We start from the raw sequence: 26,818 nt of genomic DNA, 5'->3' as shown, positions 1-26,818 counted from the left end.
ATGATATAATTAGTTTTTGCGAAAGCTTTAAACAAAACTACTACAACAATTTATGGCAAAGAAAAAATATTACGTCGTTTGGGAAGGAAGAAATACAGGAATACTAGAAAGTTGGGATGAATGCACAAAAAGTACTCAGGGATACAAAGGAGCTAAATTTAAATCCTTTAAAAGTTTGGAATTAGCTAAAATAGCATATTCAGAAGAATATGATGATTATAAAGGAAAATCAGTTACTGGATCAGAATTATCCAAAGAAGAAATTGACTTAATTGGAAAACCAAATCTGGATTCAATTTCCGTAGATGCTGCTTGTAGCGGCAACCCTGGAAATATGGAATTTAAAGGTGTTGATACTAAAACGAAACAAATTATTTTTCAACGAGGACCCTATAATGGTGGTACAAATAATATTGGTGAATTTCTTGCCATCGTATTAGCAAGTGCTATCTTGAAAAAGAACAAAGATTTACGACCTATTTATACGGATAGCAAAGTTGCTATGGGATGGGTGAAATATAAAAATTGTGGGAGTTACCTAGAACAGAATGAAAACAATAAAGAAATTTTTGAACTAATAAAAAACGCGGAAGAGTGGTTGGAAAATAGTCAAATTGAAAATAAAATTATAAAATGGGAAACTAAAGCTTGGGGAGAAATCCCAGCTGATTATGGCCGAAAATAAAAGTAAAAATTGAGCCCAAATGAACGGGTCATCGTTAATTCTCAACAGCTTTAGTATGAATCTAATTAAACGAAACTAACGATTAATAAGGCCACAAGCTCACTTCCCTTAATTCACCAGCTGGCGATAACATAGACCGGGAGCGATGAGCTTAAACTTGATTCCGAATGAGATACATTTATATCATTATAAATCCAAGATTCAGAAAATATTCACTTATAAATAGTACGAATCAATCATTAGAAAAAATAACTTCTGAACTAAATGATAAATATGCGAATCCAGAAATTGCTAATGATTTTTATAAAGTTGTTTATTCAAAAGAAATCGACGGAGATATTTCTGATACTTTAATAGGATTAAAGGAATATAAATTACCAGAAAGTGAATTTTATAATATCAAAGGTAATTTGGCCATAGAAATATTGGAAAGTGAATCATATGAAGATGATATTTCGGAGGACGAACTAATTAATTGGTGGGATTCTCTAAATTTAAGTTGGAAATACACTTTTGAGAAGAAAATATATACTCAAACAAGGCGAGGTGAAGAGGGCTCCAATTTTGATAAAATAACCATCAAAGAACTTAGAGAACTTTTACTTATTGAAAATCTTACTTTATGGAGAAAAGGAATAAAATCATTAGAACCACTTAAATTATTTAAACAATTAAAAATATTGAATTGTGGGGACATGGATGGTTTTACCGATTTAGAACCACTATCGGAACTTTACAAATTAGAAGAATTAAATATCGTAAATACAAAAATCAAATCATTACAACCAATATCCAAGCTTTTGAATTTAAGAAGACTCTACTGTTTTAAAACTCAAGTCAACTCAATGAATGCAATTTTACATTTAACGAATTTTGAGATAATTAAAACTAACTACAATATCCCTAATCATGAACTACGCATAATAAGAAAAAATAATCCCTATTGTAAGATAAACTAAAGCCTGTTGGGACAACATTCATCGCCAATAGGCAGCAAGGTTAGAAAAATAATTAACTTGATCAACAAACTAATATTAAGCCGACAAATCCGCCTCCCTTACTCCGCCAGCTGGGGATAATCGGTACCATTAGCTGTAATAGATGACAGAATTTGACTTAAAAAAGAAAAAAGTAATTGAAGATTTAGAAGAATATAAAAATCTAATTCGACAATGGACTTATAATGACCTCGATCCAACCGAAACAAACAAATTGCGCTCCAAAATCAACAGAAAAAAATCTTTTGTAGAAGATGTAGTAAGTAGAACCGGAAGTGCTAAAAGATTTGACTGGTCACCACCACCAATGGTTGGAGGTTTAGGTATGCAAAATGTAAACCCATTTGATGTATTTTTTGATCCACCTTATCAGACAAATGTTGCTTCTATAATAATTGATTCGATTGATCAAGCTATTGGCGTTTTAGAGACAGTAATTAAGGATGAAAATGGAGAGGAAATATTTGATCAACCTAAAAAAACAAAAACAAGGAAAAAAGATAGAAAAGAGATATTTATTGTTCACGGTCACGATAATGAATTAAAAGAAAAAGTAGCCAGATTTTTAGAAAAACTAAAACTCAAACCTATCATATTACACGAACAGGTAAACGGTGGTTTAACTGTAATAGAGAAATTTGAAAAATTTTCAGAAGTTCAATTTGCCATTATTTTAATGACTCCGGATGACATAGGAAATTCTGTAAAAAACCAGAAAAGATTAAATCTTCGAGCTCGCCAGAATGTAATTTTCGAATTGGGTTATTTTTTAGGAAAACTTGGAAGAGAAAATGTTTGCGCACTTTTAAAAGATAATATAGAAAAACCTTCAGATTATGATGGTGTAGTTTACATTGCAGTGGATCCGTCCGATGGTTGGAAATTGCTGTTAACTAAAGAATTAAAACGAGCTCAGATGGATTTTGACGCAAATGAAGTTTTCGAATAATCTACTATAGCCAACTTAAGTCGGTTCTAATCCGACAAGTCCGCGTTCCTAGTCCCGCAACTTACGAACCGTAACCGTTAGCCACAAGCTTTAAAAAAAATACCCATCCAAATGGAATCAATGTCCGATTTAAAAGAAAGATATTTAAAAGCTCAACAGGAGGAGAGGAAAAAACAGCTTGAAAAACATTCTAAAACTATAAAAGATTTTATCACGCTATGTTCGGAAATTGGACTGAAATTGACAAGTGAAAATTTTAGTTATATAGAAACAATCGGAATAGTTGCAAAATATCCTAACCTACTCTTCCACCTCAAGCCCGAATTGAAAAAAGTTGATGAAGAACTAATCGAATGTAAATCGTTAGAAAAGCACTTTGAGAAAAAAAACTTCAATAGCGGAATGCTTTATTCAGACAAATTTATTGCGATGGCTCATCCTTATTTTAGAAGAAGTTTGAGTGAATATGCAAATTTCGCACCTCGATTTATTGACCTTTTTTGGAAATTTAAAGATGATAAAGTCAAAACATATATTGCTTTAGATGCAAACCGAGTAAGAATAAATGTAGATGATTCAGCATATTCAGAACTTGATACGTGGTATGGCGGATCTTTTAAAAAACAAATTGAAAAAATTTCAGATGGTGTTGTCAAAATTCGTCCACCAGGCCAATTAGATGAAACCGATATTTCATTCTTTTTTAACGAGGCATATTCATTAGACATTAAATGGAATGAAAAAAGTGGAATAAAAACTTTTCAAGCGGAGGAATTTAAAACTGACAAAGTAACTATTAATATTGGAGCAATTGAATATTATCCAGTTCGATATATACACGCAGAATATGATATAAAAAACAAACATTTTAGGCATTTCGATGGAGCAATTCATTTCTACGAGAAAGATGAATACTTTCAACGAAGAGATTCTGATTTGAATTTTAATGAAAAAATTGGAACTCATTTAAAAGCAAGGACCTACAAATTGTTTAAAATGAACAAAAATGTAAGCATAGATACTTGGATTACTTATACAAGTCATTTTTGTACAGGAAACCCATTAGTATTCGAATATTTTGAGGGAAAATATCCTGACCATATTCAAAATTTATTGAACAAGATTGTAAACAAAGCCAGTGGCTAACATCGGCTCATCGCTAATACTGAGTTTAATCGAAAAAGTTTAATTTTAGAAACTAGGAAAGAAAGCAAAAAATCCGACTAGTCCGAGTCTCTTCTCTTGCAACTTGCGATAATCGTACATGTTAGCATAATTTTAAAAAAAAACTAACTAAAACCAACCAACATGTCACAACAAATCCAAAGAGTAAATGAATCTTTAATTGAATTAGGCAAAAAAAAAGCTTCTCTTTTTGCATTCTTTAGTGCAATGCCAAAAGGTGGAGATTTACATCATCACTATTCCGGATCAGTATATGCAGAAACCTATGCAGACTATGTAATATCAAAAGATTACTACCTGAACTTAAAAACATTGGAGGTAAAAAAGGAAATTGATGATACTACTGTGATTTCCACTTCAGAATGGAAAAAATTTAGCCAAATCAATAATCTTGAAGAGGTTAAGGCTGATCTAGTACGAAAATGGTCAATAAAGGATTTCGATCATGGCCATAGTAATATGTCTTCAGCAGACCACTTCTTTACTACCTTTTCGGATTTTTCAGTTGCAAGTAGAGATACTCTTGAAGAAGGATTAGCAGAACTAAAAAATCGCGCATTATTACAAAATTTAAGTTATCTAGAAACAATTTTTTATCGCATTAATTGGAAAGATGCCCAATTAAAAAATGAAGAACAAGTTGATAAAGAGCTTTTAAATTTCCAAAAAAATAAGGACGCAAACGGATTATTCGAATACCTAGATGGTTTACATAATAACCTAAAACCAAAAATAGATTCTATAACTGATTTGCATAATAAAAATGTAAAAGAATTGCACAACAAGGTAGTTCCAGATACAGATAATCTTATTGTTAGATATCAGAATTACTGTTTACGATTTAGACAACCAACTGATATGTTTATTGAATTAATGTCCTGTTTTAATTCAGCAGAAAAATCTGATTTGCTAATTGGTGCCAATATTGTTGCTCCTGAACACGGAGAAACATCGATGAGAGATTATTGGCTGCACATGTATTATTATAAATTCTTAAGATCCAAATACAAGAATGTTAAGTTTTCAGTTCATGCTGGGGAACTTACATTAGGACTTGTCAGACCAGAATTATTAGGTAAACATATTAAAGAAGCAATAGATATTGCAAAACCAAAAAGAATTGGGCATGGCTTAGATATTATTTATGACTCAGACTTTACTAATACAATCAAAAAGTTGTCAAATTCAAATACGGCAATTGAGATAAATCTAACTAGTAATGAATTTATTTTAAATGTTGTTGATGATTTACACCCAATAGAAGTTTATCATAATTATAAAATTCCGATGGTGATTTGTACGGATGATGAAGGTGTATTAAGGTCAAGCATTACAGAACAATATGTCCTATTGAGGCATAGATATGAGCTTTCGTATATGGATATTAAAGAATTAGTTTATAATTCTATTAAATACTCTTTAATAGAGGAAGAAGATATAAAACAAAAGCTTCTGGATAAATTAGATAGAGATTTTGATGAATTCGAAAAGAAAATTCCTGAATTAGAACCTCTATTTATATTGGGAAAATAAAAACTATGCCTAAGCCGGTTCATCGCAAACTTAAGACGGATTTTGCCGAAAAAGTATAATTTTAGTAACCAGGAAAGAAAATTGTTGACTCGACAAGTCTTATCATTATACCACAACTGATAAAATATATATTGTTTACTCAAATCTTAAAGAATGGCAGGAAAACATGATGCTTATTTAGTATGTGAAAATGGACATGGAATTAATAGTTCATATTATTCAAGTCCAGAATTCAATAAAAAGTTCTGTACTACGTGCGGAGCAAAAACGAGGAAAGATTGTCCAATTTGTGGTAATGATATAGAAGGCGAAATTAACTTTGAAAATGTTATTGATTTATCTGGAGGAATAACACCAGTTCCGGACATTTGCAAACATTGTGGAGAAGCCTTTCCATGGAAATCTGAAAAGGAAGAGATTTTACAGAACCTTGATAAGGTTAACAAAGACGATATATTTCTTTTAGAAACAATATTGGACAAATTCCATTTAGTTGCGAAGCAAATAAGACAACGCTATAGTGATCGAGAAACTCTTGATGTAAAAGATGAATATGATACACAAGATTTACTTCATTCATTACTCAGGATTTATTTTGAAGATATAAGGAATGAAGAATGGAATCCAAGCTATGCAGGAAGTTCAACACGTTCTGATTTTCTACTAAAGAAAGAAGAAATTGTAATTGAGGTAAAAAAAACAAGATCTAATTTAAAAGCAAAACAAATTGGGGAACAACTGATAATTGATATAGCTAAATATAGAACACATCCTAATTGTAAAATTTTATATTGTTTCGTATATGATCCTGAAGGTTATGTTAGTAACCCTAAAGGAATAGAAAACGATTTAAATGATGAGATTTCAGAAATGAAAGTGAAGGTAAAAATTGTGCCTAAGGGACATTAAATTAGCTGAGATTTCAGTTGGTTCATCGCAAATAATAGTATTGCTAAAAAAGTATAATTAGAGAAACCAAGAAAGTAAATTGATCAAAACCGTCTATTCCAGTAAATAGCGGTAATAGAGATCATAGTGCAAAATACAAACAAACACTCTGAAATAATATGGAAATAAGATTTATTGCCACTCAAATTGGAGACCGATTGAAATATGATACATCCGTAAATGAAATAAACCGAGTTGGCCAATCCATATTAAAAATTAACAAAGAAAAATTTGAGAATGATTCCATTACCTCGATAAGAGCAAAAGAAATTTATAATTGGATTATGTCTTTGGGCAAAACCAGTTTAACTAATGAAGACCGGACAAAACGATTGGTTAAATTTTGTATGGAATTATCTCCAGAAGCTGATAAAGGTGGGATTTCTGAATTCTTGATAAATAATGGCTGTGATTATAATGCTGTAAATAGAGACAGTTTGAACAATTTTAATTCGAGAAATTATCATCCAGAAATTAAAAAGCATTCACAAAAATTATTTTTACAGCAAAACTATTTTCATTCGGTTTTCGAATCTGCTAAAGCATTTAATAATTCAGTGAAGGCCAAATCGAAATCAGAAAAAGACGGACAGGATTTGATGATGAATGTTTTCAGTTTGAATGGAGTTTTGAAATTGAATACTGGCAGGACCGATACAGAGAAAAGCGTTCAAGATGGAGTTAAATTCTTGACGAGCGGACTCATGCGAGCTGTAAGAAACCCGACAGCACACGAACCGGCATTGGATTGGCCGATAAACAAACAAGAATGCTTAGATTTCCTTAGTATGATTTCATTTTTATTTCACCAACTGGATAAGTCAGTTTATTACAGTGCGTAAAAAGGACAATGTCGAAATCTGGTATCTATTCCCGCAACTTCTGTTAACTTTTGAATATAATATCATCTGATGAATTTGTGATTAGTTAAATACTTTGATGAATGGCAATTCCTTTTTCCAGAGAAAATGGATGGCGTTTTTAATGAATATTGGGAAGCAATTGACTTTTTAGGCTATGATGAAAAAGAATGTCAGAAGAGATTAGATAAAATAATAATGGAGTTTCCCGAAAGTCATTTGGATGCCTATAATCATATTAGCATCTCCTATAGGAATCAAGGAAAAACTAAAAAAAGCTTTCAATATGCCCTGACCTCGTATTTACTGGGAAAAAATGCATTTCCAAAAGAATTTAAAAAAAAGAGGATGAAATACGCTGGATTAATTTGGACAATAGACCATTTTTAAGAGCATGTCAAAATTTAGGTCTAGAGTATCAGCATAAAAAAAACTTACCAAGAGCAATCGAATTGTTTGAAGAAAACCTCTTATACAATACGAATGATAATCAGGGTATAAGATATTTATTATTGGAGTGTTACCTTGAATTAAAAGATTATACAAAATTCAAGACTCTTCTGGATAGGCACAAAGATGATTATAGCGTAGAATTCCTATATGGCAGAGTAATTTATGATCTTATAAAAAGTGAGGGAAAAAAAACTAAAATGCTATTGAATCAAGCTATAAAGTGCAATAAATTTATTCCCGAAGAATTAGCAAAAGAAAAACATATTAAACCCGCTCCATATAGAATTCCAGGAGAACCTCATTTCGATGCTGGAACTCCTATCGGATCCATTCAGGAGGCATATAATTATTGGGAGAGAAATAAAATTTTTTTAAACCAAAAGCGCATCCGTGATTTTTTTAAAAACCTTAAGAACTAAGCTTTTAAGGACATTATCGGAATAGCGAAAGTAATTTCTAACGAAATAATTAGATTCTCACAAAGAAGCAATTCAGTAGAAAAGTTCGTATCGACACTGTCTCACAACATACGACCCGGAACCATTATTTACAAGCTAACAGCGGATGTTTTTAGATTTAGCGCTTGGAATAACTTTCAATTTCCGTCAATAACCTTGGAATTTCGTTTTTGAAGAACTTACTATGACAATTTAAATATTTTCTTTTTTCATGATGTCCCTTTGGGCAATAACAATTAACCCTATCACCTTTATTTTGTTTTATTAATCCCATTACCAAATCACGATATTTTTCAATTTGATTGATAACATTTAAAACAGGTTTTTCCATATTTACACGATCATCATTAATTCTATCTGTATATTTAAAATAAATATGACCTACGCTATTAGATAGATATATCCAATCATTAACAATTTTATTTCCCGTAATATTCATTCTCACATTATCAATTTGTATTTGGGGATCGACGGGTGTGTTGTCAGAAAAGAATATTAATTCACTTTGACCACTTGGATGGGGTGTTACACATAATAAATCCTCCTCTTCATTTTCCCACACAGCATGACGTTCTGCTTCAATTATTATTCCCTCAGTAAAATGAACCGACCATCCATAATGAATAGCACCTCCATCTTTCTCAATTTTTGCCCTCACATTTGAATAGCATTGCATCTTACGTGAATAGCTTTCCATCTGAATAGGTACAGTTTCATATTCATAATTAACTTTTAACTTATCTCCTAATTTATCGATTTGGATTTCTTGTAACTTAGTCATCAATTATTAATTAAAAGGTCAAAAATAAAAAATTGGGAAATAACTCAAATTCACATAACAATGTTCATCGCTAGTAAGCGGCACCGTTAGAAAGAAAATAATTAAATTGACCAACACACCAATACTAAGCCTACAAATCTGCGTCGTCACTCCTATAGCTGTCACTTTTTTAAATAATTCGAATGTTAAATAAAATTCTCTTCAAACAACTTATTGATTTCAAAATACAATCAATTATTGACTATAATATCTTTGTCGAAAAAAATATTAAAGAAGGTGTCAGTGAAATCCAAAGTCAATATGATGATTTTCTTAAAATGAATCCTGAAATTGAAAATTCAACAGATGAAGAATATATTGAAAATTTTGCTTCCGTAGTCGATGATTTGGCTTTTGAAAATAAAAAGCTAAATCAGGATATATTATACAAACATAGACAGTCAATTATAATACATTTTTACTCTTTACTTGAAGAAGAATTATTCCAATTTGCAAATCTAATTCAAGGAAATAGTCAATTTAAAATATCAGATTTAAAAGGTAATTCAACATTTGACAAATTTAAACTGTATTTAAAAAAAGTTGATCCCGACTTACTGAAATCGATCAATAATGATTTAGTTTATCTTGATAGAATAAGATTAATTCGAAATTTTATAGTTCATCATAATTCAATTATTAGAGATGACAATACACACTTCAATAAAATAAACGATTTTAAAAAGGGAAAGTTTGAACTTCGTTTTAAAGGAGAAAATAAAAATGGATTTAAAGTTTTTGAAATTATATTAAATGATAGCAATTTTATAAACGAGATTTTTAAAAATTACAAGTCATTTATAGAGAAGATATACTGAAAATTATATGTTAGCTAATATCGGTTAATCGCAAATAACCGAAAATGTGATAAAATATTAATTATAGAACCAGCAAAGAAAATTGTATAGGTCCTAAGTAAACATTTCTATTCCTTCATTTTTTGATAATCAAAACCTTTAGCTGTAACTGAATAAAAAGAGTCATGAAAATCCAATGTAAATCTTGTAGTGGTCATTATACTTTGAGAACCGGTAAATACGGTGAATTTGGTGGATGCTCTAATTACCCAAATTGCACTGCAACCATAAAATTACACGATTTAGTCTTTCAGTTCTTTATTGAAGAGGGAATCCAAGTATTTAAATGGCAGAAAGTCTGCTATGGGTGTAAGAAGAAAACAGATGTTTATAGTTACTTTTTATTTTATCAATTAGAAAAGCTGGATGAATCTTATAGTGCTGCTTATGGGCTAGGAGTGGGTGATGTACCTTGGATTGATAGTTATTTGAAAAATAACATTTCAACAGTAAAAGACTGCTATAGTAAAATTATTAATTCTACCTATACAGCAAATACATGTCAGCATTGCGGTCGATTACAAGGGAAAAATTACGTAGTTGATGACCCACACGAAATATTTACCGAACTATTTCATGAAAAATCAATGAATAAATTCTTTCATTCTAGAATAACCGTCAAGGAAACGGATATTGAATTGAGAAATGAGTTCCATACAATATTTTCCCAAATTTAAATATTGCTAACATGAGGTTGAATTCCAATAATAGATATTATATAAAAAGTGCAATTTTAGAAGTTAAGAAAGAAATTGGTTATGCGGACAAGTTTGCCACCTTACTCTCGCAACTTGAGAACCGAAACTATTGTAGCCAAATTCCTATGGAAACAACCAATTTATATTTGTAATTTCGTTATTAAAGTGATCTAGAATAGATGAGTAAGATTAGAATAAGAAATTTTGGGCCCATTAAAAAAGGCTTACTTCAACACGAAGGCTGGATAGATATCACTAAAGTCACGATATTCATTGGAAATCAAGGGAGCGGAAAGAGTACCGTTGCAAAACTTATTTCTACATTCAGTTGGATGGAGAAAGCATTAGTAAGAGGGGACTATAATAGAAATTGGTTTGAAAGAAAAAATAGATTAAAAAACACTTTCCTCAAATATCATCGATTAGATACGTATTTTGAAGAGGGTGCTTTAGATAATTCAGTTATTGAGTATCAAGGTAATGCTTTCTATATTGTCTATGAGAATGGAGAACTTCGTATAAAGGAAATAGAGAATCAAAACTATTCTTTACCACAGATACTTTATGTACCAGCAGAAAGAAATTTTATTGCCTATGTCAAAAGTCCAAACGAACTTAAATTATCATCTGATTCTCTAAAAGAATTCTTAACTGAATTTGATAATGCGAAAAGATCAATCAAAGGGTCTATATCTATTCCAATTAATAATGTTGAATTAGAATATGATAAATTAAATGAGATTTTAAATATTCGAGGGAATGATTATAAAGTGCGTCTAACTGATGCCTCTAGTGGTTTTCAATCATTAGTACCAGTTTATTTAGTTTCAAAGTATTTGGCCGAATCTGTCAAAGATCAAAGCGACAATGAAGAATCTATGAGTATAGATGAGACAAAACGTTTTAAGGATGGAGTAAAACAAATATATTCTAATGATAATTTGACGGAGGAACAAAAAAGAGTTGCTTTATCAGTTTTATCTTCCAAATTCAATAAAACCTCCTTTATAAATATTGTAGAGGAACCGGAACAAAACTTATTTCCTACTTCTCAATGGGAACTTTTGAAAAAACTTATAGAGTTTAATAATATGAGTAGGAGTAACCAATTGATTATGACAACACATAGTCCGTATATTATTAATTATATGAGTATTGCCGTTGAGGCTCACATTTTAAAACTAAAGACCAATAACGATTCTTTACTTCAAAAACTTAACGAAATAGTTCCATTAAAATCAACAATTGCTTCAAATGATTTATCTATTTACCAATTAGATGAAACAAATGGTACAATCACAAAGTTAGGAGACTATCAAGGAATACCTTCCGACAATAATTATTTAAATCATTCTTTAGCTAACGGGAATAGACTTTTTGACTCATTGTTAGAAATCGAACAAGAAATATGAGTTTAGATTTTTTTAATAATGATTGCAAAGAGAATTCAAAGAGAAATGAAATCTTTGGTCTTTGCGACAAAGAAAATGGTGAAAAAGCGTATAGTGATAATTCTAATCCTGATGATTGGGTAGCAACAGTAAAAAATAATAATTGTAAAGAGATTACCTTTACACCTATAGATAATTGCTTAGAATTATTAAAACCTGATAGTAAAGATAAAGAGAGTACATGCGATGGCATGCTCACCTTTGAGAATAGTATTTATTTAGTTGAGTTAAAAGTTCAGAGACCTGGTGGCTGGTTACAAGATGCAATACAGCAACTTAAAAATACTATCACTTTAATAAATAAAAATCAGGAAATTAATTTTAAATATAAGAAAGCCTTTGCTTGCAATAGGAAACATCCTTATTTCACTACTATTGACAATGAATTAAGCAAGCGATTTTTTGAAGAGACTGGTGGTTTCAGAATTGATGCACAAGCGGAGATAGTAATAAAGTAGATATGGCAATAGCTACAATAATAGTTCATTCGAAAAGGGCCAACCGTTAGATAGAAAATAAAAATCTTGACCAACAGACCAATACTAAGCTTACAAATCTGAGTCTCTTACTCCCCCAACTGACCATAACCGGGACCGGTAGTAACAAATTAAAACGAACCGAATGAAATTATTAAATAGTTCTGAAAACATACCGGAATTCTTTTATATATTTCTTAATCAGAATAATATGCAAAAAACGGTCATAGTATACCACCCTGGCCGGATTAAAGTGAACCACCTTGGCCGGGTCAAACTGAACCACTTTAGCCGGAGTAAAGTGAACCACTAAAAAATCGATTCTATTTGTAAGGAGCCAAATGTCTTTTTTTGTAAAAAAGACCATGGCCAATAAACAGATAGATATGCGAAAAGTAAAACAGATTTTTAAGTTGTACAGCCAGGGCGTCAGTAAACGCCAGATAAGTTCGAGCTTGGGGTTATCACGTAATACCATCACTAAATACATCGCCTTTTTTCAGCGTTACCAGTTTACAAGCTACGAGGTCTCTGCAATGACCCTTGAAGAGTTACACAAACTTTTTAAGTCAGATCAAAAGCCAAAGAGCGCTCAATTGTTGACCCTGGAGGAGTACTTTCCCTATTTTGATAAGGAATTGCGTAAGACGGGGGTAACCAGGCAACTGCTCTGGCAGGAGTATTATGCGAGACATCCTGATGGCTTTAAGTTATCCCAGTTTAAATACTGGTACCATCAATGGACTAAGGAGGTATCACCGGTGATGCACCTTACCCATAAGGCTGGCGATAAGCTGTTCATCGATTACACCGGTAAGAAACTTAGCATTGTAGATCGTCACACAGGAGAACTGCAAGATCTGGAAGTTTTTGTGTGCGTTCTGGGCAGTAGCCAATACACGTATGTGGAAGCCTCGCCAAGCCAGAAGAAAGAAGATTTTATACGTAGCGTTGAGAATGCACTTTGGTTTTATGGTGGGGTGCCCAATGCCCTGGTACCCGATAACCTGAAATCCGCCGTAACCAAGGGGAGTCGTTATGAACCCAAGGTCAACGAGACCTTCTCTGATTTTGCGGAATATTATGAAACCGCAGTATTGCCCACAAGAACATATAAACCCAGGGATAAGGCTATTGTAGAGAACGCTGTACGGATAATATATACCAGGGTATTTGCACCGCTACGCCACCAGACCTTCCATAGCGTACCCGAAATTAATAAGGCAATACTCGAACTTCTAAAAACACATAATGAAATGTCGTTCCGGGGAAGAGAGTACTCCCGGCGTTCTTTATTCGAAGAAGTAGAAAAACAGGAATTAAAACCCCTGCCCTTAAAACGGTATGAGATAAAAGCCTACGCCAATGGGACCGTGCACAAGAACAGCCACATCTATTTTAGTAAAGACAAGCATTACTATAGCGTACCCTACCAGCATATAGGGAAACGTATCAAAATCATCTACTCCGATAGCCTGGTGGAGATATTCTATAAATTTGAACGCCTGGCCGCACATCCAAGAGAGAAAAGGAAGTACGCCTATACTACAGTTAAGGAACATATGCCATCACACCATAGGTTTGTAAGTGAATGGAGCTCTGAAAAATTCATCGCCTGGGCAGCTCATATTGGAGTACACTGCAAAAGGTATATCACTGAAATACTGGACAAAAAACAACATCCCGAACAATCCTATAAATCCTGTTTGGGCATACTACACCTGGCAAAAAAAGTAGGAAACCTGCGCCTGGATAATGCCTGTAAGAGAGCTTCTGATTACGGTGCATACAATTACAATATTATTGATCGCATCCTTAAAAAAGGCTGGGATAATCTTGAGGAAAACCTTGAAGATGAAATAATCCTGCCTGATCACAAGAACATCCGGGGAGGCCATTATTACAAATAGAACGAAACCATTAAAACCAAGTATATGAATACGCAAACCTTAGAACAGATGAAACAATTAAGGCTCCACGGAATGATCAGAGCCTTCAACTCCAGCTTAAGCCCGCGGAGCGTAGATTACACTAATGATGAGCTGGTAGCTTACCTTATCCAGTCAGAATGGGATGATCGCCAGGACCGAAAGGTAGAACGCCTAACTAAAACAGCCAGGTTCAGGTATAGCGCCGTTATGGAAAATATCGATTATAACCACGACCGAAATATTGATAAAAACCAGATACAACGTTTTGCAAGCTGCGACTTTGTAACGCAAAAGGATAATATATTAATCACAGGAAGTACCGGGGCCGGGAAAAGTTATATGGCATCCGCCATAGGTCATCAGGCTTGCTCATTAGGCTTCAAAACGATGTACTTCAATACTTCTAAGCTTTTCACCATGCTTAAAACATCCAAGGCCGATGGCTCTTATTTAAAGCAAGTAAACAAGATCGAAAAACAGGATCTCCTCATACTTGACGACTTTGGGCTTAAAGGCCTGGATAATATTAACAGGCACTCCCTGATGGAGATTATTGAAGATAGGCACGGAAAAAAATCTACCATAATAGCCTCCCAGTTACCGGTAGAGGCCTGGCACGAGATTATTGGAGAACAGACTATTGCAGATGCCATATTGGATCGCCTAGTTCATACGGCTCACAGAATAGATATCAAAGGGGAATCAATGAGGAAAAAACTTAAAAATAAATAGTAAATTTAACCACAATAGAATCGATTTTGAGCACTTAGTTTGCTATGCTCACTTTCATCCGGCGCACGTGGTTCACTTTGACCGGCTCATCCATAATATAGTAAGCAACAAAAACATTGAAAAAACAAAATGCATATGTTCTACAGCATTTTTCCAAGCAATTACAGATTCGGATAAAGACTTCGCAAATAAATATTTAAAAGGTTCGATTTCAGCATTTACACCAAATTATACAAAAGTTGAGGATTTCCCAACAGAATATTTGAATGGAACTATAAATTATCTTCCGTTTGTTCAAAATCCAAATTTTAATCTTGGACTAACATCTTTCTTTAATAATAGCATTACTTCCGAATACAGAACAGAATATAACTGTGAACTTTCAAGAATGTATGATTTCCCAACTTTGCCTTCAAGATTGTCCAGTTGTTACGCTTTTAGCGATTTTGAAACTTGTAAGTTAGTCAGCAATAGGTATGGTTGGAATATTAACACAGTTAAAAAATTCAAATTAATATCACATAAATATAATAAGGTAGCGAAAGTTAATATGGAAATTATTTCTCTAGAACGATACGCCAATAACGTTTCATCTATAGATATAACTACACAAGATATGATTTGGAAATCATATTGGGGTGGAAAAAAAAGCATTGAATTAGAACTTCCAACTATTAATGGACGAGAAAAATTCAAAAGCGGTTTAATATGGGAATATTTGGTCGAGGGAATATTAAGCTTGGTGGAAGAATAACGTTTTACAACATCGGTCACGTGCAGATAGCGGGCAGTGCGGTGAAAAGTGCTCTTTAGGCACCAAGCAACAAACAACCAAGCCGACAAGAACTCGTCCCTATTCCATGCCACTTGCTGTAAGAGCGTTGTGTGCAATTTCACAAAATTGAGAAAAGAATAATGATTGAATTTATAGAGCAAAACTGGACATACATTATTACGGTAGGAACAGTTCTCACATATTTATTTGAAAAAGGAAGGACAATATATCTTGATCAAAAGAAAAAGAAAACTTCATACAACAGGCTACTAACAGCCTTAGTAAAATTAAACTTCAGCTATCTAAAGCATAAACAGTTATACTCAGAAGAACCTCCGTTCAATCTTCCAGATGAAGAATTCCAACCAATATTAAAACATCTAGATACCTTTAATAATGATATTAATGAATTCAAGATGTCTGTTGACAAAGAATCTGATATAAACCCTGAAATATTAATTAATTCTCACAACCTTTTTGATTTTGTAGATAGATTTAGAATAGTTGACCGAATAAATGAAAAAGAAACAGAGAACAAGATTTCAGAAAAGGAAAGAATTGGAATAAAAAGAGCTCAGTTTTATGCTTTTGAAAAAATTTTCGAAGATTTTCTAGATGAGATCATTAGTGATTTAACCAAGAAATCTACTGCCAGTAAAACTTTTTTACAGGCACTAAAGAAAACGAAGACTGAAAAGTACAAAAAACAATTATTTGAGGAACAAAAGGAAACAATGAAAAGATACTATGAATCACTAAAAAGACAAGGTTTAATTCCTGAGGAAATTCATCATTTCATTTTAAAAAATTTAGAGTTAGAAACTGCACCTAAAAACCCTAATGGCGGGTTCCATAGAAAAGACCTAAATTAATTTCTATAACAAACAAAATAGTTAAGCCGACAAATCCGCGACCCTTATTCCGCCAATGCGATCATTTTTGTTTTCCCTTTACTAACTTTCGTTGATAATATTCTCGAAATTCCCCATCATGCTGCATGGCTGATCCACTAGCCGTACTGAGCAGGCTTTTCATTTTCCGGTCTCCCATGGGGTGGCATTTTCGCTTTTTGTGAATACTACTTCCCGAACTATGACCAAAGGGAGCCGTCCCACAATAACTGGAGAATTGGCGCCAGCTATCAAAGCGTTCAAAATTATTGGTATGATAAAGCAACTGGGCTCCTACTACTAAACCCACACCTTTTAAAGAAGTAATCAACTTATAATTTTGCGATAAGGCCTCAGAAGTCTTTATAAATGAATTTAGTTGCTTTTCTATTTTATTTATTTGAGAAGTCAGGTGGGTAATAGAGCTTACAAGCGTCTTGCAGCAGGTATCCGTAGAACTGCTGCTGAGCAACTTCTTCAGCTCTGAAAGGGTATTCTTCAATCCCGTACGACTACGAACCAGCTGATCACGTAAAGCTAGCAATCTGCCTACTTTCAGTAGTTCATCATCCTTCAACTCACTCGGAGATAGTTCCTCCCGGTGAAGCCACCCATACCTGGCGATCATCATCGCATCTACCACATCATTCTTCTCCCTGATCACTCCGGATGAACGTTTGATTACTACGGGTTTTCCCGCACATACACCTATTTCTTTGAGGATAAATACAATGCTAACTTCAAGGAATAATGACCTATATTTTCAAAACAGAAAAATACTTTTTGTTCCTTACAGTTAGCCCATTTCAATAGGGCTTTATAGCCCTTTACATCGTTACTAAACTCCCGATGGGAACAACAATTATGAGCATAGGCATCTAACTTATTTTTTGAAACATCAATTCCGATTACTTCTTGGTGATTTTTCATATTTTTAAAAAATTATTATTTGAAGGGCACATTAACTTACTCCTTTAACGGGTCCAGAATAAGACCTGGTATTCCAAATGGTTCTTGCTGCCCGTATGAAGAATGGAGGACTCTTACGGCTATTGGATCAGTAATCTCGAGACCGTTTTAGTTCTCCTCCTTCTTCATCTCAAAGGTATATTTATTAATAAGCGAAGTAAAGGAGACCTTTATACAGAAGGGCTTATGAAAATTATGATAAGTAATAATGAGAAAATTGGAGAATTTTATTTCTGTAAAACCACATTTTAAACTTCAAAAATATGTGGATTCTTATTATTTTCATATGAACACTGATCCTAAAAATAAATCAAAGTTTACCTATTACCCAAATATTAAACACGCGGTAACTATTTATCAAGATTCAATAGGCAAAACAGATAACAACAAAACTATAGTTAGACCTAAGAATGGTGTTTTTTCAGCTCATTATTCAACAGTAAAAACAGAGCCACATCAAGTTGAAATACAAGGAGAATTTAGAAAAATAGGTATTATCTTCCAACCATATGGTCTTAACCATTTTATTCAAAGAAATATAAAGGATTTTCATTTTCAAACCATTTCTAATTTTTGTGAGTGGGATTCAAGCTTTCAGGAACTGTCTAAAAAAATTTGGAGAATGAAAAATATCGACTCTCGGGTTACTTTATTAGACTCCTTTTTAATCGAAAAGAAAACTCAAAATCCAAATGAAGAATTTCAGGAAATGATAGATTGGATAATTTACTCCGAAGACATCTACTCTCTCCAAGACATAGCCCAAAAATATAACTTGAATAGAAAAAAAATTTACAGACTATTTCTAAAAGAGTTGAACTGTACTCCAACTGTATTTTTCAAAATTTTAAGATTTAGAAGGTCTTTGGATAACTACTTAAAAAACCAAAGTTCAAATCTTACTGAAGCTAGTATTGCTCAATTTTATGATCAGTCAAACTTCATCAAAACAGTAAAGCAAATCACATCCGTTACACCTAAGAAATTAACTAAAGAATTATCTGATTTAGATAATTCCATATTTTGGAAAATTTACTAGATGTCCCAATTGTACAATTATACTTCATTTTAGCAGAGTATTTTTGATGGAAATTAACGACTATGAAATACTTTCCTCTTACTCTAATTATTATTCTATACTCATTAAATAGCTTTTGCCAGAGCTATGATGGACATATCACTGATGCTACATTTTTATATAATCAAAAAAAATATGATAAATCAAGCCAAAAATGGGATAACGCTTTTACCATTCATAAAGGATATTCATCAGATTATTACAATGCAGCGTGCACAAATGCTTTAGCAGGAAATAAGGATAAAGCCTTTGAATATTTAGAAAAGGCAATAAAAAGTGGTTGGAATGACATAGAATGGATGAAAAATGATAGGGATCTTATATCTTTAAAAGATTCAAAACGGTGGACATTATTTATTAAGAATATTTCAAGTCTAAAAACTGAATACTTGTCTTCATTAAATATAAAAATGAAAGATCGATTAGAAGAGCTGCGAATGCAAGACCAAACAATTAGATTATTATTACCTGACGCAGAAAAAAGATTCAGCCGAAATTCGAAAGAGTATAGTTGGTTTAGAAATGAATTAATGCCCCGGAATGATAGTATAGTTCTAACAGAAATAGTTGATATTATAAATAATAATGGATGGTTGGGAATAAACGAGGTAGGAGAATTGGCAAATCAAACTTTATGGTTAGTAATTCAACACGCACCATTGTCAATACAAGAAGAATATCTTCCTCTACTTAAAAAATCCGTAGAAAAGGGAGACTCAAAAGCTCGTTATTTAGCCTTTCTCCAAGATAGAATTTTAATGCGAAAAAACGAAAAACAAATTTATGGAACACAGTCTATGTGGAGTAGTAAGAGGGAGAAAAATGTAATATGGCCTATTGAAAATGCGGAATCAGTCAATGAACGTAGAAAAAATGTTGGACTGGAGAGTATTGAAGAATATGCTGATAATAATGGATTTGTCTACGAACCAGAAAATAAGTAAGAGAACTAATCAATAAAATTACGTATCACCCCAGTGTATAACAACAGTTCCTAATCGCCAATAAGCGGTACCGGAAGCAAGAGAACAATTAACTTCACCAACCAATCAATACTAAGCCGACAAATTTGCGTCCCTACTCCCGCAACCTACGAACCGTAACCGTTGTAGCATTAAAAAAAACGAAATCAATGAATAAAATAATATTTCTTTTACTATTAATCCTAATAATATCGTGTAATAGTTCCATAAAAACCGAGATTCAAAACGATAATAAAAAAATATCTGAATTAGAAACATTTCACTCCAAAAGCCTCAAAGAAAATATTCCTTATAAAATTATATTTCCAGAAGATTTTGAAACAAAAAAAGACAGCTTAAGTTTATTAGTCTTATTGGATGGCGATGATTATTCTGGAATTGCAGAAAATGTTGCTTCACTTTACGAATTCAGTGATAAAATTTATCCAACCGTAATTATATCACTACCAAGTACAAAAGAAAGTAGATGGACTTATTATACACCAACAAAAGACACCACCAAAATTGAAAAAGGATTTGAATATTTATATTCAAAAACTGGAAAATTCAATGAATTTGCTGATTTTGTAGGTAATGAATTGATTCCTTCAGTTAAAAACAAGTACAATATTAATTTTAATCAAAAGACAATATTCGGACATTCTCTCGGAGGTTTAGGTGCTTTGTCATTCGCTGTTTTAAGACCAGAGATATTTGAAAATTATATTTCAGCAAGTCCAAGCACAATGTATGACCAACATTTTATTTTCAAAACAATAGAAAAAAATGGCAGGTTAAACTTCAATTCTATGTTTATAACAGCAGGATTGAACGATGCCAATGGTTATCGTGAAAATGTGGAATGGTTAAAAGAATATTTAGATAAACATAAATCGGAAAATCAAAAAGTAGGAATGGAAATTTACGATACTGAAAATCATTCAACATCCGGCTTAAAATCAATAATAGACGGAATTGAATTCATCGGGAAATAAACGTGCTACAACGGTTCATCGCCAATAAGCAAGCGATACCGGAAGCAAGAGAACAATTCACCAACAAATTAATACTAAGCCGACAAATTCGCGTCCCATATTCTGTCAACTGGCGATAATCGGGACCGTTGTGTGTCATATTAGAGATAAATCGAAACTTAACGAGGAGGAACTGGAAACATACTACCTCTACATTTGTAGAAATAAATATTTTTTTCTACACTTGTAGAACAAAATATTTTTGATGATATGAAAAATTTATTTTTAATAATATTTATTCTTTTAAGCAATATTTCTTTTTCTCAAAACAAAGATTTTGATAAATCTTACAAAAAAGAACTCATCGACTCTATCGCTTATCAACTAAACGACAAATATGTTTTTCCTGATGTTGCACATTTAATGGCAAGTAATTTATTGAAAAGATTAGAGCGTGGAGAATATAATGAAATTACTAACAAAAAAATCTTTGCTGATTCTTTAAAAAGTCATCTGTTTAAAGTAAGTAAAGACAAGCATATTGGAGTCTCTTATGACGAAGAACTTGCTTTGCAATTAAATAAACCGAAAGAGGAAAAAAACTCAGCTGAAAACTTTAAGCGAATAAACGAACGAGTTAGAAAATTCAATTATGGATTTGAGGAACTAAAGATTATGAAAGGAAATGTTGGTTATGTTAAAATAACAGGTTTTTCACCGACCAAATATGGAGGTAAAACCGCAACCTCGGCTATGCAATTTGTTTCGAATTGTGACGCACTAATTTTTGATTTAAGAGTAAATTATGGAGGAGACGATACTATGATACAACTTCTTATAAGCTATTTGTATTCTAATGAACCTGTACATCTAACTGACTTTTACCACAGAAAAGAAAATAAGACTACTCAATCGTGGACTTTACCATATGTACAAGGCAAGAAAATGCCAAATATCCCTGTTTATGTTCTAACTAGCAATAAAACTATTTCTGCGGGTGAAGAATTCGCATACGACTTGAAAAATTTAAAAAGAGCTACATTAGTCGGAGAAACAACAGCTGGAGCTGCAAATTTCGGAGAAGAATTTGTAGCAAAAGACAATTTTATAGTATGGATTCCAACGGGAAGAGCTATTAATCCAAATACAGAGACGAATTGGGAAGGAAAAGGAGTCGAACCAAACATCAAGATTAACTCAGAAAAAGCCTTGGAGACAGCTTATAAAATGGCTCTTGAAAAATTAGAGGCCGAATAAAATACGCCACACAAGACGGTTAATCGCCAATAGTCGGCACCGTTAGTAAGAAAATAATTAACTTGACCAACAAATCAATACTAAGCCGACAAATCCGCCTCCCTTACTCCGCCAACTAGCTATAACCGGGATCGTTGGCTTCAAGTATTAATGACAACTTAGAAGCCTTTAAATGAGCAACTTTAAATTAATTGCTATTCAACCCTTAAAATATTGCAATAAAAATTTTGTAAAAATCCTACAGTTAGAAACTATATATCAATTTCACAATGAGTATGATTTTTCAAAGTTTTCGAATAAAGATAAAATTCTAAAACTTAATTCCAGTTCCTCCCTAGACCTTTATTCATTTAAAAATATAAGTGGTAAAAGAATAGATTAATGATCGGATGGTACTTTTCCACGAGCTTTCCTCATTTGGGATTATTAATTCCCTTGGTGTATAATCAACATTTATTGAAGCTTATCTGATACCTTCATAATTCTAATGGCTTTCTGGTTATGAACTCCATTATACTTTAGGGCGCAAACCAATTCCTCAACATTTAAATTGGTAAATGGCTAATGTTTTTTTCTATAACACATCGCTTTACCCCCTTTCCAAATTATTTTCAAGATAGTTTTATATGTCACTTCCAAAGAGAAATCTTGCTCTTCAAATTTTCCAGAGCCTATAAATCTCTAATAAATAATAAAAGTTAAACGTGGTCTTACCGCGGAAAAAGCGTGGTTTTATTTCCACTCAAAATGTATAGTGAATTTTAATTTTACAGAATAGATCGAAGAATAGAGAATTTTGTGGATCGCATATTCAGAATATAAATAATCTAAAAGCCAAATAAGCAACGCAAATAGAAACTTAAAAGGATTATAAGAACTTTTGCAAGAGCATCCACGAAACTCAAATGATGTAAAACTTATAGAGATTTCTTAATAATTAAATTTTATAAAAATGAAAAAACATTTAAAAAGTAAATTGAAATTAAACAAAGAAACAATTGGCAAATTGCAGCCTGAGGAAATGCAAAATATAAAGGGAGGAAAAGAAGCAGCTGTTACAATGGTTAACGGATCGGCTTGCAATATTACTTTTGATAAAACTTGTGGTTCTCATTGCGTGCAAAGTAATGCAGGCCTTTGTAATTAACATCATAAGTTTGATGTATTCTTAACATTAAATACTAAGGGAAACCCAAAAAGGTTTCCCTTTCTGTTTAATTTTTAACCTTGAACTTTCATTTCCCTCATAATTTTGGATTTACAAAGCTGATTATTGAATTTAATAAGCAAAGAATTAAATTTCTGAAAGCAGAGGATAATTCTTAACTGCTTTGTAAACATCCCTTTTTACAAATTTGATTTTATAAAAATTATAAATATAACACTTAAAAACACTAAGCAGTGATCATTACAGAATCTCAAAATATAATACATAATAAGCTTGAAGAAATTAATCAACTTATTAATGAAAATTATTCTGAAATACCAAAAATTGGTGTGTTTACAGGAATCTCTGGTATGGCATTATTTCATTTTTATTATTCCAAATATTCAAACAGTAATAATTATGGAGATATGGGTTTAGAAATATTAGTGAAAGGAATCGATAGAATCAATAAGGGAAATATTTTTCCAACATATTGCAACGGATTAGCAGGTTTTGGTTGGGTAGTCAATCATCTGCAACAGGAAGGTTTTATGGAAGTTGATAATGATGAACTATTGGAAGGTTTGGATAATTACCTGTTTACTGAAATGACGTCAACTATGAAAGCAGGCCACTACGATTTTTTACACGGAGCTTTGGGATATGGTTTTTATTTTTTAAAACGCTTTAAAAATACTCGATCGGAAAAATTAAAAGAGCGATATAAAATTTACCTGTTAGAATTGATTGATTTATTAGAAAAATCATCTAAGAAAGAAGGAGATAAAATTAAATGGTTATCCATTCTTAACAAGAAAACTGGTGAGAAAGTATATAGCTTTGGTTTAGCCCATGGGATACCTAGTATTGTAAATTTCCTTGCCAGGCTGTATGTTTTTGAAGATTTCAAAACTAAAGTACATAGTATGCTAATGGGAGGTGTAGAATACATTTTAAGTCATTTTAAAGAGGAACAAAATGCATCCTCTTCTTTATTTCCCGGTTGGGTAAAAGAAGGGCAGAAAATTAGCAGAAAAAGCAGAGTGGCATGGTGTAATGGCGATTTGGGTGTGGGACTCGCTATTTGGCAAGCGTCCATTAGCCTTGGTGACTCTTCTTTAGCTAGTACAGCAAATAATATCTTTAAATACTCTACTAACCGAAATTCACCGGGAGATAGCTTGGTTAGAGATGCTGGATTATGTCATGGATCCTTTGGCAATGCACAAATATTTAATCGGATGTACCAAGAGACTGGAAAAAAGATTTATAGAGATACTGCTGGATTCTGGGTAAATGATGGATTGAAAAAAGCTTTTCATAAAGATGGTTTCGCTGGTTATAAACAGTGGAGGGGACCTGAAAAACCATATCAAGCAGAATTGTCTGTCTTAGAAGGAATAGCCGGCATTGGTTTAAGCATGATTAGCCATCTGTCAGGAGACAATTCATGGGATGAATGTTTACTAATTGGTTAACAAAAAAATTAGATAAATGAAAAATATTCCATACGAATCCTTCTCAAACTTTGTTTTAAGAGCTCCTCTTTATTCTTTTGACTTTTTTCAAAAACTAACCTCTTTACAATCGGATTCAAGTAACTATCTTAAGAGTTTATTTGATGAGGCTATGATTAAAGAAGCCATTTTTCTTGCTTCTCCACCACTTTATGAGGAACTTTTAAAATGGATAAACCATGAAATAAAAGATGAAAAAAAAGAAGAAAAATTGAAATATTCTTTTTTGAAGTATCTATCCCGTATGTCTTCTAGGTGTACTCCATTCGGTTTGTTTGCAGGATGTTCTGTTGGGGAATTCGGAAATAAAACTAAACTGGAGCTTGAAAATTCAGAAAATCACTCTCGACATACACGTTTGGATATGAATTTCCTCATAGCATTATCACAGGACTTGGCACAGAATCCAAATATAAAAAAACAATTACATTTTTTTCCTAATAATAGTATCTACAACGTGGGAAATAAACTGCGCTATGTTGAATATGAATACATAAATAGTAAAAGATTTCATCGCATAGTTGCAGTTGAGAGAACACCATATATTACAAAAATTTTACAAGCTGCTAGAACAGGATTAAGTTTTAAAAATCTTGCAGAATTATTAGTAGAGGACGAAATAACTATTCAAGAGGCTAAAACATTTATAGATGAATTAATAGATAATCAATTGTTAATTAGCGAACTAGAACCTTCGGTTTCTGGTCCGGAATTTTTAGAACAGATTCTTCAAGTATTGTCAAAATTAAATAAAGTGGAAGTCATTTTTGAAAAATTAAAAGAGGTAGACCATGAGTTGAAAAAATTAGATTTAAATATGGGAAATCCCATAGTGAGCTATAAAACTATATGCGAAAAATTAGAGGGGTTGCATACTGAATTTGATATAAAATACCTGTTTCAGACCGACCTGATCTTGAATACAATTGAAAATCAATTAGACAGTACTGTTGTTGAAAATGTAAAAAAAGGGATGGTACTTTTCAATAAAATAAGCCTCCCTCCCAAAGACACCTTTTTTAATCAATTTAAAGAAGCATTTTCTGAACGGTTTGAAAAAAGAGAAGTATCAATTTCCAAAGCATTGGATATAGAGATGGGGGTAGGATATAAACAAAACCGCAGTTCTACAGAAATAAATCCATTAATAGATGATATAACAGTGCCTTTCAAAAAAGAAAGTTCCATTAAAGAGATAAAGTGGTCATCTGTAGATTCTATAATTCAGAAAAAATTGTTTAATGCAATTGCCAACAAAGATTATATTATTAAAATAACAGATGAGGACTTTGAAGATTTTGAAGCAGATTGGAATGATCTACCTGAAACGATGAATGCAATGATTGAAGTTTTAGAAATAAATGATGATGGTAATCAAAAAATAAAGTGTGTTGGCATTGGTGGATCAAGTGCAGCTAATTTATTTGGACGTTTTTGCCACGGTGATGAAAATCTTTATAAATATACTCAAAAAATCATTGATTTTGAATCAAGTACCCAAAAAGATCAACTTCTGGCAGAAATTGTGCATCTACCGGAATCAAGGGTTGGTAACATTTTAATGCGCCCTAAATTTAGAGCATTTGAAATTCCATATTTAGCAAAGTCTTTATTAAATATAGATAAGCAGTTGCCAATTGAAGATTTGTATATTTCTATGAAAGATAATAATAGAATACGTTTGAAATCTAAAAAACATAACAAAGAAGTTATTCCCAAACTTACTAATGCTCATAATTTTTCATCAAATGCCCTGCCCATTTATCAGTTTTTGTGTGACATGCAGACACAGGGAAAAAGACAAAGTATTGGAATCAATTTAGGGCCTTTTACTCATCAGTACGAATTTATACCACGTATTGAATATAGTAATTTAATTATCTCAGAAGCAATTTGGAACATTAACAAATCAGATATAGAACCATTACAAAAGCTAAAAGGAAATAATGAAGAACTAATTACTCAAATGAAAATTTTTAGAAAAAACAAGAGGATCCCAAAATTCGCAATGTTATCCGATGGAGATAATGAATTACTAATCAATTTTGAAAATTTGACATCATTTAAAATGTTGCTAGATACTGTTAAAAATAGGTCCCAATTTAAATTGACTGAATTCTTACATACCAATTCAGGTGTTTTAAAAAATAATAATGGCAAGAAATCTTTTACAAATCAAATTATATTGTCGTTTTACAAAAATGAAATAAATTAA

Annotated in this window: 26 protein-coding genes; 24 read left to right on the top strand and 2 right to left on the bottom strand. The window is 32.3% G+C overall.

The features are described 5' to 3' along the window. Positions 1–52 precede the first annotated feature (52 nt). From RE431_RS10850 to RE431_RS10810, 9 genes are all read left to right on the top strand, one after another. Positions 53–685 (top strand): ribonuclease H1 domain-containing protein, encoded by a 633-nt coding sequence (locus RE431_RS10850; RefSeq protein ID WP_309562006.1) that lies wholly within the window; start codon positions 53–55, stop codon positions 683–685. 167 nt (positions 686–852) lie between these two features. Further along, positions 853–1,644 (top strand): leucine-rich repeat domain-containing protein, encoded by a 792-nt coding sequence (locus tag RE431_RS10845; RefSeq protein ID WP_309562005.1) that lies wholly within the window; start codon positions 853–855, stop codon positions 1,642–1,644. A 142-nt stretch (positions 1,645–1,786) separates the two neighbouring features. Next, positions 1,787–2,632 (top strand): nucleotide-binding protein, encoded by an 846-nt coding sequence (locus tag RE431_RS10840; protein ID WP_309562004.1) that lies wholly within the window; start codon positions 1,787–1,789, stop codon positions 2,630–2,632. A 120-nt stretch (positions 2,633–2,752) separates the two neighbouring features. Continuing rightward, positions 2,753–3,778 carry a hypothetical protein gene (locus RE431_RS10835; protein ID WP_309562003.1) on the top strand — a complete coding sequence of 342 codons (1,026 nt, stop codon included), beginning with the start codon at positions 2,753–2,755 and terminating at the stop codon, positions 3,776–3,778. A gap of 162 nt (positions 3,779–3,940) precedes the next feature. Beyond that, entirely contained in the window at positions 3,941–5,350 is a 1,410-nt protein-coding gene (locus RE431_RS10830) for an adenosine deaminase (RefSeq protein ID WP_309562002.1), read from the top strand. 153 nt (positions 5,351–5,503) lie between these two features. Then, on the top strand, positions 5,504–6,259 hold the full coding sequence (locus RE431_RS10825; protein WP_309562001.1) for a DUF2321 domain-containing protein: 756 nt from the start codon (positions 5,504–5,506) through the stop codon (positions 6,257–6,259). Positions 6,260–6,456: 197 nt separating this feature from the next. After that, complete coding sequence (locus RE431_RS10820) at positions 6,457–7,140, top strand: TIGR02391 family protein (protein WP_309562000.1); 684 nt, start codon at positions 6,457–6,459, stop codon at positions 7,138–7,140. Between the two features lie 126 nt (positions 7,141–7,266). Then, the gene (locus RE431_RS10815) at positions 7,267–7,548 is read left to right on the top strand and encodes a hypothetical protein (protein WP_309561999.1); all 282 of its coding nucleotides are present in this window, start codon (positions 7,267–7,269) and stop codon (positions 7,546–7,548) included. Next, on the top strand, positions 7,527–8,030 hold the full coding sequence (locus RE431_RS10810; protein WP_309561998.1) for a hypothetical protein: 504 nt from the start codon (positions 7,527–7,529) through the stop codon (positions 8,028–8,030). The genes RE431_RS10815 and RE431_RS10810 overlap by 22 nt, the downstream gene beginning before the upstream one ends. A gap of 157 nt (positions 8,031–8,187) precedes the next feature. Here RE431_RS10810 and RE431_RS10805 read toward each other — a convergent pair whose 3' ends face one another. Then, positions 8,188–8,850, bottom strand: a complete 663-nt coding sequence (locus tag RE431_RS10805; protein WP_309561997.1) for a hypothetical protein — start codon at positions 8,848–8,850, stop codon at positions 8,188–8,190. A gap of 182 nt (positions 8,851–9,032) precedes the next feature. Here RE431_RS10805 and RE431_RS10800 point away from each other — a divergent pair, with 182 nt between their 5' ends. The 8 genes from RE431_RS10800 (at position 9,033) to RE431_RS10765 (ending at position 16,681) form a co-directional block, all read left to right on the top strand. Then, complete coding sequence (locus tag RE431_RS10800; RefSeq protein ID WP_309561996.1) at positions 9,033–9,707, top strand: hypothetical protein; 675 nt, start codon at positions 9,033–9,035, stop codon at positions 9,705–9,707. Between the two features lie 164 nt (positions 9,708–9,871). Further along, positions 9,872–10,423: a topoisomerase DNA-binding C4 zinc finger domain-containing protein gene (locus RE431_RS10795; protein WP_309561995.1), complete on the top strand. Its 552-nt coding sequence runs from the start codon at positions 9,872–9,874 to the stop codon at positions 10,421–10,423. A gap of 200 nt (positions 10,424–10,623) precedes the next feature. Further along, positions 10,624–11,856: an AAA family ATPase gene (locus tag RE431_RS10790; protein ID WP_309561994.1), complete on the top strand. Its 1,233-nt coding sequence runs from the start codon at positions 10,624–10,626 to the stop codon at positions 11,854–11,856. After that, positions 11,853–12,353 (top strand): hypothetical protein, encoded by a 501-nt coding sequence (locus RE431_RS10785; protein WP_309561993.1) that lies wholly within the window; start codon positions 11,853–11,855, stop codon positions 12,351–12,353. Before RE431_RS10790 ends, RE431_RS10785 begins: the two co-directional genes overlap by 4 nt. A gap of 404 nt (positions 12,354–12,757) precedes the next feature. Then, on the top strand, positions 12,758–14,281 hold the full coding sequence (istA, locus tag RE431_RS10780; protein WP_309561992.1) for an IS21 family transposase: 1,524 nt from the start codon (positions 12,758–12,760) through the stop codon (positions 14,279–14,281). A 24-nt stretch (positions 14,282–14,305) separates the two neighbouring features. Further along, complete coding sequence (gene istB / locus RE431_RS10775) at positions 14,306–15,034, top strand: IS21-like element helper ATPase IstB (RefSeq protein ID WP_309561991.1); 729 nt, start codon at positions 14,306–14,308, stop codon at positions 15,032–15,034. A gap of 67 nt (positions 15,035–15,101) precedes the next feature. Further along, complete coding sequence (locus RE431_RS10770; RefSeq protein ID WP_309561990.1) at positions 15,102–15,788, top strand: hypothetical protein; 687 nt, start codon at positions 15,102–15,104, stop codon at positions 15,786–15,788. A 161-nt stretch (positions 15,789–15,949) separates the two neighbouring features. Beyond that, a complete protein-coding gene (locus RE431_RS10765) occupies positions 15,950–16,681 on the top strand; it encodes a hypothetical protein (RefSeq protein ID WP_309561989.1) in 732 nt (243 codons plus the stop codon). A gap of 61 nt (positions 16,682–16,742) precedes the next feature. Here the strand turns inward: RE431_RS10765 and RE431_RS10760 are convergent, their stop codons facing one another. Next, positions 16,743–17,363, bottom strand: a complete 621-nt coding sequence (locus RE431_RS10760) for a transposase (protein ID WP_309561988.1) — start codon at positions 17,361–17,363, stop codon at positions 16,743–16,745. Between the two features lie 513 nt (positions 17,364–17,876). Between RE431_RS10760 and RE431_RS10755 the strand changes: the two genes are divergently transcribed. From RE431_RS10755 to RE431_RS10725, 7 genes are all read left to right on the top strand, one after another. After that, complete coding sequence (locus RE431_RS10755) at positions 17,877–18,707, top strand: helix-turn-helix domain-containing protein (RefSeq protein WP_309561987.1); 831 nt, start codon at positions 17,877–17,879, stop codon at positions 18,705–18,707. A 62-nt stretch (positions 18,708–18,769) separates the two neighbouring features. Next, positions 18,770–19,690 carry a TPR end-of-group domain-containing protein gene (locus RE431_RS10750; protein WP_309561986.1) on the top strand — a complete coding sequence of 307 codons (921 nt, stop codon included), beginning with the start codon at positions 18,770–18,772 and terminating at the stop codon, positions 19,688–19,690. A 188-nt stretch (positions 19,691–19,878) separates the two neighbouring features. After that, positions 19,879–20,703: an alpha/beta hydrolase gene (locus tag RE431_RS10745; protein ID WP_309561985.1), complete on the top strand. Its 825-nt coding sequence runs from the start codon at positions 19,879–19,881 to the stop codon at positions 20,701–20,703. 249 nt (positions 20,704–20,952) lie between these two features. Further along, positions 20,953–21,939: a S41 family peptidase gene (locus tag RE431_RS10740; protein ID WP_309561984.1), complete on the top strand. Its 987-nt coding sequence runs from the start codon at positions 20,953–20,955 to the stop codon at positions 21,937–21,939. A gap of 952 nt (positions 21,940–22,891) precedes the next feature. Then, entirely contained in the window at positions 22,892–23,086 is a 195-nt protein-coding gene (locus RE431_RS10735) for a class I lanthipeptide (RefSeq protein WP_309561983.1), read from the top strand. 254 nt (positions 23,087–23,340) lie between these two features. Next, positions 23,341–24,564, top strand: a complete 1,224-nt coding sequence (locus tag RE431_RS10730; RefSeq protein ID WP_309561982.1) for a lanthionine synthetase C family protein — start codon at positions 23,341–23,343, stop codon at positions 24,562–24,564. A gap of 16 nt (positions 24,565–24,580) precedes the next feature. Further along, on the top strand, positions 24,581–26,818 hold the full coding sequence (locus RE431_RS10725) for a lantibiotic dehydratase family protein (RefSeq protein WP_309561981.1): 2,238 nt from the start codon (positions 24,581–24,583) through the stop codon (positions 26,816–26,818).

This window comes from Christiangramia sediminicola, from assembly GCF_031344135.1.
Taxonomy (GTDB): Bacteria; Bacteroidota; Bacteroidia; order Flavobacteriales; family Flavobacteriaceae; genus Christiangramia; species Christiangramia sediminicola.
Note: the sequence above shows the minus strand (reverse complement) of the source record. Positions and strands in the feature narration are given on the sequence as shown.

Coding starts and splice junctions, on each gene's coding strand:
- RE431_RS10750 (WP_309561986.1), top strand. CDS start 18,770: ATGAAATACTTTCCTCTTACTCTAATTATTATTCTATACTCATTAAAT.
- istB (WP_309561991.1), top strand. CDS start 14,306: ATGAATACGCAAACCTTAGAACAGATGAAACAATTAAGGCTCCACGGA.
- RE431_RS10800 (WP_309561996.1), top strand. CDS start 9,033: ATGTTAAATAAAATTCTCTTCAAACAACTTATTGATTTCAAAATACAA.
- RE431_RS10795 (WP_309561995.1), top strand. CDS start 9,872: ATGAAAATCCAATGTAAATCTTGTAGTGGTCATTATACTTTGAGAACC.
- RE431_RS10740 (WP_309561984.1), top strand. CDS start 20,953: ATGAAAAATTTATTTTTAATAATATTTATTCTTTTAAGCAATATTTCT.
- RE431_RS10735 (WP_309561983.1), top strand. CDS start 22,892: ATGAAAAAACATTTAAAAAGTAAATTGAAATTAAACAAAGAAACAATT.
- RE431_RS10830 (WP_309562002.1), top strand. CDS start 3,941: ATGTCACAACAAATCCAAAGAGTAAATGAATCTTTAATTGAATTAGGC.
- RE431_RS10755 (WP_309561987.1), top strand. CDS start 17,877: ATGAGAAAATTGGAGAATTTTATTTCTGTAAAACCACATTTTAAACTT.
- RE431_RS10840 (WP_309562004.1), top strand. CDS start 1,787: ATGACAGAATTTGACTTAAAAAAGAAAAAAGTAATTGAAGATTTAGAA.
- RE431_RS10765 (WP_309561989.1), top strand. CDS start 15,950: ATGATTGAATTTATAGAGCAAAACTGGACATACATTATTACGGTAGGA.
- RE431_RS10815 (WP_309561999.1), top strand. CDS start 7,267: ATGGATGGCGTTTTTAATGAATATTGGGAAGCAATTGACTTTTTAGGC.
- RE431_RS10835 (WP_309562003.1), top strand. CDS start 2,753: ATGTCCGATTTAAAAGAAAGATATTTAAAAGCTCAACAGGAGGAGAGG.
- RE431_RS10845 (WP_309562005.1), top strand. CDS start 853: ATGAGATACATTTATATCATTATAAATCCAAGATTCAGAAAATATTCA.
- RE431_RS10725 (WP_309561981.1), top strand. CDS start 24,581: ATGAAAAATATTCCATACGAATCCTTCTCAAACTTTGTTTTAAGAGCT.
- RE431_RS10790 (WP_309561994.1), top strand. CDS start 10,624: ATGAGTAAGATTAGAATAAGAAATTTTGGGCCCATTAAAAAAGGCTTA.
- RE431_RS10825 (WP_309562001.1), top strand. CDS start 5,504: ATGGCAGGAAAACATGATGCTTATTTAGTATGTGAAAATGGACATGGA.
- RE431_RS10805 (WP_309561997.1), bottom strand. CDS start 8,850: ATGACTAAGTTACAAGAAATCCAAATCGATAAATTAGGAGATAAGTTA.
- RE431_RS10745 (WP_309561985.1), top strand. CDS start 19,879: ATGAATAAAATAATATTTCTTTTACTATTAATCCTAATAATATCGTGT.
- RE431_RS10785 (WP_309561993.1), top strand. CDS start 11,853: ATGAGTTTAGATTTTTTTAATAATGATTGCAAAGAGAATTCAAAGAGA.
- istA (WP_309561992.1), top strand. CDS start 12,758: ATGCGAAAAGTAAAACAGATTTTTAAGTTGTACAGCCAGGGCGTCAGT.
- RE431_RS10850 (WP_309562006.1), top strand. CDS start 53: ATGGCAAAGAAAAAATATTACGTCGTTTGGGAAGGAAGAAATACAGGA.